The 10,567-nt window shown below is 54.2% G+C and carries 8 protein-coding genes and 1 rRNA gene; 2 read left to right on the top strand and 7 right to left on the bottom strand.

Going from position 1 to position 10,567, the window contains the following annotated elements; translation table 11 throughout:
- The 5 genes from ACI2I2_RS20865 to pepQ all read right to left on the bottom strand — a co-directional run.
- Positions 1-78 (bottom strand): 16S ribosomal RNA (locus tag ACI2I2_RS20865); the annotation flags it as partial.
- Between the two features lie 392 nt (positions 79-470).
- The gene (gene hemG / locus ACI2I2_RS20860; protein WP_330985889.1) at positions 471-1,004 is read right to left on the bottom strand and encodes a menaquinone-dependent protoporphyrinogen IX dehydrogenase; all 534 of its coding nucleotides are present in this window, start codon (positions 1,002-1,004) and stop codon (positions 471-473) included.
- Positions 1,005-1,015: 11 nt separating this feature from the next.
- Entirely contained in the window at positions 1,016-2,467 is a 1,452-nt protein-coding gene (gene trkH / locus ACI2I2_RS20855) for a Trk system potassium transporter TrkH (RefSeq protein WP_404659722.1), read from the bottom strand.
- A 40-nt stretch (positions 2,468-2,507) separates the two neighbouring features.
- Positions 2,508-3,122 (bottom strand): IMPACT family protein, encoded by a 615-nt coding sequence (locus ACI2I2_RS20850; protein ID WP_330985891.1) that lies wholly within the window; start codon positions 3,120-3,122, stop codon positions 2,508-2,510.
- The gene (gene pepQ, locus ACI2I2_RS20845) at positions 3,122-4,453 is read right to left on the bottom strand and encodes a Xaa-Pro dipeptidase (protein ID WP_404659720.1); all 1,332 of its coding nucleotides are present in this window, start codon (positions 4,451-4,453) and stop codon (positions 3,122-3,124) included. Before pepQ ends, ACI2I2_RS20850 begins: the two co-directional genes overlap by 1 nt.
- Positions 4,454-4,642: 189 nt before the next feature.
- On the opposite strand from pepQ, the gene fadB reads away from it, so the two are divergent.
- Both fadB and fadA read left to right on the top strand, forming a co-directional pair.
- A complete protein-coding gene (gene fadB, locus ACI2I2_RS20840) occupies positions 4,643-6,832 on the top strand; it encodes a fatty acid oxidation complex subunit alpha FadB (protein WP_404659719.1) in 2,190 nt (729 codons plus the stop codon).
- A gap of 9 nt (positions 6,833-6,841) precedes the next feature.
- Positions 6,842-8,005, top strand: a complete 1,164-nt coding sequence (gene fadA, locus ACI2I2_RS20835; protein ID WP_404659717.1) for an acetyl-CoA C-acyltransferase FadA — start codon at positions 6,842-6,844, stop codon at positions 8,003-8,005.
- A 217-nt stretch (positions 8,006-8,222) separates the two neighbouring features.
- On the opposite strand, the gene fre is transcribed toward fadA, so the two are convergent.
- A complete protein-coding gene (fre, locus tag ACI2I2_RS20830; protein ID WP_404659716.1) occupies positions 8,223-8,924 on the bottom strand; it encodes an NAD(P)H-flavin reductase in 702 nt (233 codons plus the stop codon).
- A 41-nt stretch (positions 8,925-8,965) separates the two neighbouring features.
- Entirely contained in the window at positions 8,966-10,462 is a 1,497-nt protein-coding gene (gene ubiD, locus ACI2I2_RS20825) for a 4-hydroxy-3-polyprenylbenzoate decarboxylase (RefSeq protein WP_404659715.1), read from the bottom strand.
- Between the last annotated feature and the right edge of the window lie 105 nt (positions 10,463-10,567).

The raw sequence follows: 10,567 nt of genomic DNA, 5'->3' as shown, positions 1-10,567 counted from the left end.
TTCCTGTTACCGTTCGACTTGCATGTGTTAGGCCTGCCGCCAGCGTTCAATCTGAGCCATGATCAAACTCTTCAATTTAAGTTTGATGCTCATGAAAAAACTATCGTAATGAATTACGTGTTCACTCATAAGACTTGGTATTCATTTAGTGTCCGAGGACATTAAGAATCCATGTCACTTTGAGTGCCCACACAGATTGTCTGATAAATTGTTAAAGAGCAGTTGAAACGCGGCTTTCGCTCACCGTTTCGAGGTCCCGTATAATACGTTTTCCTCATTCAGAGTCAAGCGTTTATTTTTCGCTTTTCTCTGTCAGAATTTCCGGAGAAACCCTGCTGACCCGGCGGCTTGCTTGCCGTTGTTCCGTGTCAGTGGAGGCGCATTATAGGGAGTTATTCCGGGGTGGCAAGTAGAAATCTAAAAAAACTTTTCAACCGCTCAAATTCCAGGCGCCATGCCGTTTTAAGCGGCTATTTGCGCACAAGCTGAGCAATTTCACGGGCAAAATTCGTCACCTGTTGCCAATCGGTGTACACCACTTCTTTACTCGTATCCGTTTCGCCTCCTGTCATCTTCATAATCAGGCGGATCATCATGCGGTCATACCAGGTGTAACGCGGATAACGTAAGGCACCCGCAAAAACAGCACAGCGATCCGGCTGCCAGGGGGAGCTCAGTAAGAACTTACGCGTATAGCTGTTTGTTTGCGGCGTACGCTTTTCAGGTTTGCGCGCAACCAGGTTCACAGTATAGAAAGCACTGGGCAGTTGCTTTAATGCTTGCTGATGCTTTTTCACAAAGCTGTCGAGTGTGGAGTGAAAGTGCCCATAACGAATAGAAGCACCAATCACCACGCCGTCGTAGTCTGCCCATGTAATAGCTTCTGCGCGATGCAGGTTAACCACATCAACATCAAACGCCTGCTCTTTCAGTTCTGACGCCAGAGAAGAAGCAATCTCACGCGTCTGTCCATCACGCGTGGAGAAGAGAATCAATATTTTCACAAAGGCTCCTGTTATTCGCGCCAGAAAGTCGGTGTAAACAGCACCAACAAGGTAAAGACTTCCAGACGACCAAACAGCATGTTGGCGATCAGGATCCATTTTGCCACTGGATTCATGCTGGCGAAGTTATCCGCCACCACCCCCAGCCCTGGGCCAAGGTTATTGAGCGTTGCCACAACGGAGGCAAACGCAGAGAAGTCATCCACGCCCGTGGCGATAATCGCCAGCATACTGATGATGAATACCAGGGCATAGGCAGAGAAGAACCCCCACACTGCTTCCAGAATACGTTCGGGCAGCGCACGGTTCCCCAGCTTGATACTGTAAACGGCATTCGGGTGCACCAGACGTTTCAGTTCTCGGTTTCCTTGCTTAAACAGAAGAAGGATACGAATAACCTTCAGACCGCCACCGGTTGATCCCGCACAACCGCCGATAAAAGCAGAACACAGTAGCAGTACCGGCAGGAATAATGGCCAGCGAGCGATGCTGTCTGTGGTAAAGCCTGCTGTCGTTGCCATTGAGACAACCTGGAAGAAAGCCTGGTTGAGCGTCGTCAACGCCGAGGTGTAGACATCGTGGAGTAAAAGCACCAACGTACAGACAATCACCAGCGTCAGTTGCACACCGATAAACATCCGGAATTCCGGGTCACGCCAGTACACCTTCAGACTACGGCCGCTTAATAAAGAAAAGTGCAGGCCGTAATTACAGCCAGAGATCAGCAAGAAGATAGCAATAATGGTATTGATGGTTGGGCTATTGAAGTAACCCACGCTGGCATCGTGCGTGGAGAACCCACCAATGGCGATAGTGGCAAAGCTGTGGCCGATGGCATCAAACGCGGGCATCCCCGCAAACCACAAGGCCAATGCACAAGCGACTGTCAGTAATACATAAATGAGCCATAGCGTTTTTGCCGTTTCCGCAATTCGTGGGCGCATCTTGTTGTCTTTCAGCGGCCCGGGCATTTCCGCGCGATAGAGCTGCATGCCCCCGACGCCCAGTATTGGCAGGATAGCTACCGCCAATACGATTATCCCCATACCGCCAAACCACTGCAGCATTTGCCGATAAAAAAGGATGGCATGCGGTAAGGAATCCAGCCCCACCAGCGTCGTTGCGCCTGTGGTGGTCAATCCTGAGAACGATTCAAAGAAAGCATCGGTGATGGTCAGATTCGGCTGTTCAGAGAAGATAAAGGGCAGCGCACCCACGCTTCCCAGCACGGTCCAGAACAGCACCACGATAAGGAACCCTTCACGGGATTTAAGCTCACCCTTTTGTTTGCGGTTTGGCCACCACAGCAGGGACCCAATCGCCAGCGCGACGAAAAAGGTCTGGGTAAATGCCCGTCCAGCCCCGTCCCGATAAATCAATGCCACCAGTCCAGGCACAATCATCGTGCCTGAAAACAGAATGACCAGCAGTCCAACGATTCGGGTTATGGCACGAAAATGCATCTCTGCCGCTTCCTTAGATAAACAGAAAATAGACCGGGGATTATTCGTCAATCCTGCGTAATTGCAACGCACCGCGACTAAAATCAGCCAGTTTTGTCGAAAAAGACGCCAGTTCGGCCTGCGGAAGCGCCACCGTGAGATGAACGGAGGCCTGATAATCACTGCTCGCAATGTTACCGCCAAACTGGGCGAGCAGCGTTTCGATGCCTGACAGCTGAGCGTACTCGCACTGCAAAGTATATTCCGTTAAGGGCGTTTTGCGTTGAGTGGTGAGCTGCGCCAACGCCTGGTTCACGCCGCCACCGTACGCTTTGACCAGACCACCGGTTCCAAGCAGAATGCCGCCGTAGTAACGGACTACCACAGCGGTAATTTCACCCACGCCGCTGCCCATTAGCTGGGCCAACATCGGTTTACCCGCCGTTCCCGCCGGTTCACCATCATCAGAGAAACCCAGCTGTTGTGAATCGTCAGGCGGCCCGGCGACCCACGCCACACAATGGTGGCGCGCATCGGGGTGCTGATTTCTGACGGATTCAACAAACGCTTTTGCCGCTTCCACGCCCTCAGTGTGCGCGAGTAACGTAATGAAGCGGCTCTTTTTGATCTCTTCAACGACAGAGACCGGTGCTGCGGGGATAAGCCAACTTTCCATTAAGCCAGCTTCAGATCCCGGGTCATGTTTTCGATGTTGTTTTCGTGGATAACCACGTTATCTTCGATGCGAATGCCGCCAAACGGTTTCATCGCTTCGATTTTCTGCCAGTTGAAGTGCTTACTGAATTCGCCTTCACGCCATGGCGCAAGCAGCGATTCAATGAAGTAAATCCCCGGTTCAATGGTCAGCACCATGCGCGGTTGCAGAATACGGGTGCAGCGGAGGTAAGGATATTTCGACGGTGCAGCGAGATGCGTGCCTTGATCATCCTGCATAAACCCGGCCACGTCGTGTACCTGCAGACCCAGCGGATGGCCTAAACCGTGTGGCATGAAAGGTCCGGTGAGATTGTTTTCCACCATCGCCTCTTCGCTCATGTCGGTCAGGATCTGGTGCTTACGCAGCAACTTCGCGATGCGCTGATGGAACTGGATGTGGTAATCAACGTAGCTCACACCCGCTTTCAGCGTATCGATAAGAGCCAGTTGCTCGGCATTCACATCTTTAATCAACTGTGCAAATTCAGTATCTGCATTACCCGCCCAGGTGCGAGTCAGGTCCGCTGCGTAGCCGTTGTACTCAGCGCCAGCATCCAACAGGAAGCTACGCATTTCAGACGGCGCACGATGATCCAGCTTGGTGTAATGCAGAACAGATGCGTGCTCATTCAGCGCCACGATGTTGCTGTACGGCACATCGGTGTCGCGATGACCCGTCGCGGTCAGGTAAGCAAGGTTGATATCGAACTCGCTCATGCCGGACAGGAACGCTTCGTGCGCCGCCTGGTGGCCATTCACCGCCATCTTCTGCGCTTCACGCATGCAGGAGAGTTCGTAATCGGTTTTATAAGAACGGTAGTAATGAAGGTAATCAATTACCCCTTTCGGGTTGATGTTGGCGGCGCTGATATCAAGCCCCAGCGCACGTTCCGCAACCGGGCCGATGTAAGCGATATTGCCACGTGCGGCAGGCAACTGGCTGCCAATGCCATCAGCTTTTGGCAGCGCGATGACTTCCACGTCATTGGTCCAGAAGGTGTCTGGCAGCGGTTCAACGTTGTGCCAGTAATCCACCGGCAGATAGAACCACAGCTTCGGCTTGTTGACACCATCCACCAGCAGCCAGCAGTTTGGCACCTGAGTCACCGGCACCCACGCTTTGAACTGCGGGTTAACTTTGAACGGATAGGGATGGTCATCTAAAAAAACGTTAACCAGCTCGCCGGAGTGAATCAACAGCGCATCCAGTTTAAAACGATCCAGCACGTTACGCGCACGCTCCTGCAACGTATCGATATGATTTTTATAAAGAGTTGCCAGTGAATCCATGATTTTCCCTTCTGTCTTTTCGACCGTAATTCTCCGCATCTTAGCACATCACCCTGAGGGTGCGTGATTTCTGCCGAGCGTGATCCAGACGTCATTTTCTTAAACAGTCATTTGCATTTTATTAACATAAAATCCACACTCCGTCTCATCTGGTAAGACCAGTAACATTGCTGGATTCAGGAGACTGACATGCTCTACAAAGGCGACACCCTGTACCTCGACTGGCTGGAAGATGGCATTGCCGAACTGGTGTTCGATGCCCCAGGCTCAGTGAACAAGCTCGATACCGCAACCGTAGCCAGCCTCGGCCAGGCGCTGGACGTCCTTGAAAAACAAAAAGATCTGAAGGGCGTTTTACTTCGTTCTGAGAAAGCCGCGTTTATTGTCGGCGCCGATATCACCGAATTCCTGGGCCTGTTCCAGGTCCCTCAGGAACAGTTAAGCCAGTGGCTGCATTTCGCCAACAGCGTCTTTAATCGTCTGGAAGATTTACCTGTTCCGACTGTTTCCGCTATCAACGGCTACGCACTGGGTGGCGGCTGTGAATGCGTACTGGCAACAGACTATCGTCTGGCAACACCAGATCTGCGCATCGGCCTGCCGGAAACCAAACTGGGCATCATGCCTGGCTTCGGGGGTTCCGTTCGTTTACCGCGCCTGCTCGGTGCGGATAGCGCACTGGAAATCATCGCTGCAGGCAAAGATGTGGGCGCAGAAGAAGCGCAGAAAATCGGTCTGGTTGATGGTGTAGTGAAACCTGAAAAACTGCGCGACGGCGCGATTGCCATTCTGCGTCAGGCCATCAGTGGCGATCTGGACTGGAAGGCGAAACGCCAACCGAAACTGGACCCACTGAAGCTCAGCAAAATTGAAGCCACCATGAGCTTCACCATCGCCAAAGGCATGGTGATGCAGACCGCTGGCAAACATTACCCGGCGCCGATCACCGCCGTGAAAACGATTGAAGCTGCCGCACGCTTAGGTCGCGATCAGGCACTGGTGCTTGAAAATCAAAGTTTTGTTCCCCTGGCGCACTCCAACGAAGCCCGTGCGCTGGTTGGCATTTTCCTTAATGATCAGTTCGTCAAAGCTCAGGCGAAGAAACTGACCAAAAACGTTGAAACCCCGAAACAGGCTGCCGTTCTTGGAGCCGGGATTATGGGTGGCGGCATCGCTTACCAGTCTGCCTGGAAAGGCGTGCCGGTCATCATGAAGGACATCAATGATAAGTCATTGACCCTCGGGATGAACGAAGCAGCCAAGTTACTGAACAAGCAGCTTGAGCGTGGAAAAATTAATGGCCTGAAACTCGCGGGCGTTATCTCGACGATTCACCCAACCCTCGACTACGCCGGATTTGAGCGTGTTGATGTGGTGGTTGAAGCTGTTGTTGAGAACCCGAAAGTGAAGAAAGCGGTGCTGGCAGAAACCGAAGACAAAGTTCGCGCAGATACCGTACTGGCCTCCAACACCTCCACTATTCCCATCGGCGAACTGGCAAGCGTGCTGAAGCGTCCGGAAAACTTCTGTGGCATGCACTTCTTTAACCCGGTTCACCGCATGCCGCTGGTTGAAGTGATTCGCGGCGAGAAAACGTCCGACGAGACCATTGCGAAAGTCGTCGCCTGGGCCAGCAAAATGGGCAAAACCCCCATTGTGGTCAACGACTGCCCGGGCTTCTTCGTCAACCGCGTGCTGTTCCCTTACTTCGCAGGTTTCAGCCAGTTGCTGCGTGACGGCGCTGACTTCCACAAAGTCGATAAAGTGATGGAAAAAGTCTTCGGCTGGCCAATGGGCCCAGCTTATCTGCTGGACGTAGTCGGTATCGACACCGCGCATCACGCTCAGGCAGTGATGGCGGCAGGCTTCCCTCAGCGTATGCAGAAAGATTACCGCGATGCTATCGATGCTCTGTTCGAGGCTAACCGCTACGGACAGAAAAATGGCCTCGGTTTCTGGCGCTACAAAGAAGACAGCAAAGGCAAGCCGAAGAAAGAAGAAGACCCAGCGGTGGAAGCTCTGCTGGCCGAAGTCAGCCAGCCGAAACGCGACTTCAGCGACGAGGAGATTATCGCCCGCATGATGATCCCAATGGTCAACGAAGTGGTGCGCTGCCTGGAAGAAGGCATTATCGCCACGCCAGCAGAAGCGGATATGGCACTGGTTTATGGTCTGGGCTTCCCTCCGTTCCACGGCGGCGCATTCCGCTGGCTGGATACGCTCGGCAGCGCGAAATACCTCGATATGGCGCAACAGTATCAGCAGCTTGGTCCGTTGTACGACGTTCCGGAAGGCCTGCGCAACAAAGCACGCCACAACGAAGCATATTATCCACCGGTTGAACCTGCCCGTCCGGTGGGTGAGCTGAAAACGGCTTAAGGAGTCACAATGGAACAGGTTGTCATTGTCGATGCAATTCGTACCCCGATGGGCCGTTCAAAAGGCGGCGCATTCCGTAACGTGCGTGCAGAGGATCTCTCGGCGCACCTGATGCGTAGCCTGCTGTCGCGTAACCCGGCGCTCGACCCAACCGCGCTGGACGACATCTACTGGGGCTGCGTGCAACAGACGCTGGAACAGGGTTTCAACATTGCGCGTAACGCCGCGTTACTGGCGGAAATCCCTCATTCGGTTCCCGCTGTCACAGTGAACCGTCTGTGTGGGTCTTCCATGCAGGCATTGCACGATGCGGCACGCATGATCATGACCGGTGATGCACAGGCGTGTCTGATTGGCGGCGTGGAACACATGGGCCACGTGCCGATGAGCCACGGCGTTGATTTCCACCCAGGCATGAGCCGCAACGTGGCGAAAGCCGCTGGCATGATGGGGCTGACGGCAGAAATGCTTTCCCGTTTGCACGGCATCAGCCGTGAAATGCAGGACCAGTTCGCTGCACGCTCTCATGCTCGCGCCTGGGCTGCCACGCAATCCGGTGCCTTCAAAAATGAAATCATCCCGACCGGCGGGCACGATGCAGATGGCGTGCTGAAGCAGTTTACTTATGACGAAGTGATCCGCCCGGAAACCACCGTCGAAGCACTGTCGACCCTGCGCCCGGCTTTTGATCCAGTGACAGGCACCGTAACGGCGGGAACCTCTTCCGCCTTGTCTGATGGTGCTTCAGCAATGCTGGTGATGAGCGAAAGCCGTGCCCGTGAACTGGGTCTGAAACCGCGTGCACGTATTCGTTCGATGGCTGTTGTCGGGTGCGACCCGTCAATCATGGGCTACGGTCCGGTTCCGGCGTCAAAACTGGCGCTGAAAAAAGCCGGCCTGACGACCAGTGATATCGATCTGTTTGAAATGAACGAAGCGTTTGCCGCGCAGATCCTGCCGTGTATTAAAGATCTGGGCCTGATGGAGCAGATCGACCAGAAGATCAACCTCAACGGCGGCGCGATCGCCCTCGGTCATCCGCTGGGTTGCTCGGGTGCACGTATCAGCACCACTCTGCTCAACCTGATGGAACGCAAAGACGCTCAGTTTGGTCTGGCGACCATGTGTATCGGTCTGGGTCAGGGGATCGCTACGGTGTTTGAACGAGTCTGATGAAAGTCACGTAGGCCCGATAAGCAACGCGCCATCGGGCATTGCGTCGGGTAATGTTGAAAAGCCGGATGTCGCTATGCTTATCCGGCTTACAATTGAAGACTAAAACTGTTTAGTTGCCGTTCTTCCCGCCTGTCAGGGGCGGGTTTTTTATTTTTGCTTCCTGCGGCCTGATGCCCTCTCCCCGACCCTCTCCCACGTGGAGAGGGGGAAAAGACTAGATAAATGCGAACGCATCACCAAACAGGCGATCTTCACGTGCGCCACGTTCATTACAGAACAGATCACGGGCAATTTTCGCCATCTCAAAACGCCCGGCGATATAGATATCGTGTTCTGCCAGCGTACCGTAATCCTGCAATACCGCTGTCAGCACCGTACCAGAACGCCCACGCCAGCCTTCTTCCGGCTGCTCAACGACAGGCTCAACCCGAAGATTTGGATGCGTAAGGGTCAGCGCTTCCAGCTCGGACAGATCGTATAAATGCTTCTCTTCGCGCCCGCCCCAGTAAATAGCGATTTCGCGATCGGGATTTTGCGCCAGCGCGGTCAACAGAATAGAACGCACATACGAGAACCCTGTCCCGCCTGCAATCAGCACCATCGGACGCGTTTCATCATCACGCAGCCAGGCCTCGCCGTGGGGAATATCCACCACCACTTCGCGCTCTTTCAGGATGCGATCCATCACCGCCATCGCGTACAGGTTCAGTTCAGATGCCCCGATGTGCAGCTCGATGAAAGCGTGTTCATCCGGCGTGGAGGCCATGGAGAATGGGCGCTTATCACGCTCGTCCATCACCACCATCAGGTATTGACCCGCGCGGAAGGAAAACGCCGCTTCAGGTTCTAAACGAACGCGGTATACCGTGTCGGTAATGGCATCTACCGAGGTGACTTTACAGCTTAAGGTTGTCATGCGCTCCCTCTGTCGGGTCTATAAGGCAAACACGGCGGCGCTCAGGCGCCCTTGCCGTCATTGAAGATGGCCAGTTCATCCCAAATGGCGTCAACACGCGCGATGACTTCGGGATCTTTTTTGATCGGGCGTCCCCATTCACGCTGGGTTTCGCCTGGCCATTTATTGGTGGCATCCAGCCCCATTTTCGACCCCAGACCGGAAACCGGCGAGGCAAAGTCCAGATAATCAATCGGCGTATTTTCCACCAGCACCGTATCGCGGGCCGGGTCCATACGCGTCGTGATGGCCCAGATGACGTCATTCCAGTCGCGGGCATTCACGTCATCGTCGCAGACAATCACAAATTTGGTGTACATAAACTGACGCAGGAAAGACCAGACGCCCATCATCACGCGTTTGGCGTGTCCGGCGTACTGCTTTTTCATGGTCACCACCGCCAGGCGATAAGAGCACCCTTCCGGCGGCAGATAGAAATCGACAATCTCCGGGAACTGCTTTTGCAGAATAGGCACGAAGACTTCATTCAGCGCCACGCCCAACACAGCCGGTTCATCCGGTGGACGACCAGTATAAGTGGAATGGTAAATTGCATCTTCGCGCTGAGTGATATGTGTGACGGTGAACACCGGGAAGCTATCCACTTCATTGTAGTAGCCGGTATGGTCGCCGTACGGCCCTTCCGGTGCCATTTCGCCCGCTTCGATATAGCCTTCAAGCACAATCTCCGCGCTGGCTGGCACTTCGAGGTCATTGGAAAGACATTTGACGACTTCCGTTTTCGTGCCGCGCAGCAAACCCGCAAATGCGTATTCAGACAGCGTATCCGGCACTGGCGTGACCGCACCAAGAATGGTGGCAGGATCAGCGCCCAGCGCAACAGAAACAGGGAAGCGTTCGCCCGGATGTGCCGCGCACCACTCCTGGAAATCCAGCGCGCCGCCACGGTGGGACAGCCAGCGCATGATCAGCTTGTTTTTGCCAATCAACTGCTGACGATAAATCCCCAGATTCTGGCGCTCTTTATGCGGGCCACGAGTGACCGTCAGGCCCCAGGTGATCAGCGGGGCGGCATCCTCTGGCCAGCAGGTCATGATCGGAATGCGGGTGAGATCGACTTCATCACCCTGCATCACCTTTTGCTGACAAGGTGCATTGCGCAGCCGTTTGGTCGGCATGTTCAGCACTTGTTTGAACTGCGGCAGCTTATCAAAGAGATCGCGGAAGCCTTTCGGCGGTTCCGGTTCTTTCAGGAAGGCCAGCAGTTTCCCCACTTCACGCAACGCGCTGACATCTTCCTGCCCCATCCCCATTGCCACACGCTTAGGCGTGCCGAACAGATTACACAGCACAGGCATGTCGTACCCTTTCGGGTTTTCGAACAGCAGCGCCGGGCCACCCGCACGCAGCGTACGATCGGCAATTTCAGTGATTTCGAGGTGAGGATCGACGGGCAGTGTGATGCGTTTAAGCTCACCCTGTTGTTCGAGTAATGTCAGAAAATCGCGCAAATCATGGTATTTCATGGGGTCAGTCATGGCCTCTTTGTCAGCGCCTCATTATACGGCGTTCGGCGGCGGGATGCTGTAGTTTTGTTAAATTAGCGTGAAGTGTGAAGCTTCCGGGCAGCCACAATCCCTTTC

The organism is Scandinavium sp. NPDC088450 (assembly GCF_044900545.1).
Taxonomy (GTDB): Bacteria; Pseudomonadota; Gammaproteobacteria; order Enterobacterales; family Enterobacteriaceae; genus Scandinavium.
Note: the sequence above shows the minus strand (reverse complement) of the source record. Positions and strands in the feature narration are given on the sequence as shown.

Coding starts and splice junctions, on each gene's coding strand:
- pepQ (WP_404659720.1), bottom strand. CDS start 4,453: ATGGATTCACTGGCAACTCTTTATAAAAATCATATCGATACGTTGCAG.
- fadB (WP_404659719.1), top strand. CDS start 4,643: ATGCTCTACAAAGGCGACACCCTGTACCTCGACTGGCTGGAAGATGGC.
- ACI2I2_RS20850 (WP_330985891.1), bottom strand. CDS start 3,122: ATGGAAAGTTGGCTTATCCCCGCAGCACCGGTCTCTGTCGTTGAAGAG.
- fadA (WP_404659717.1), top strand. CDS start 6,842: ATGGAACAGGTTGTCATTGTCGATGCAATTCGTACCCCGATGGGCCGT.
- ubiD (WP_404659715.1), bottom strand. CDS start 10,462: ATGACTGACCCCATGAAATACCATGATTTGCGCGATTTTCTGACATTA.
- fre (WP_404659716.1), bottom strand. CDS start 8,924: ATGACAACCTTAAGCTGTAAAGTCACCTCGGTAGATGCCATTACCGAC.
- trkH (WP_404659722.1), bottom strand. CDS start 2,467: ATGCATTTTCGTGCCATAACCCGAATCGTTGGACTGCTGGTCATTCTG.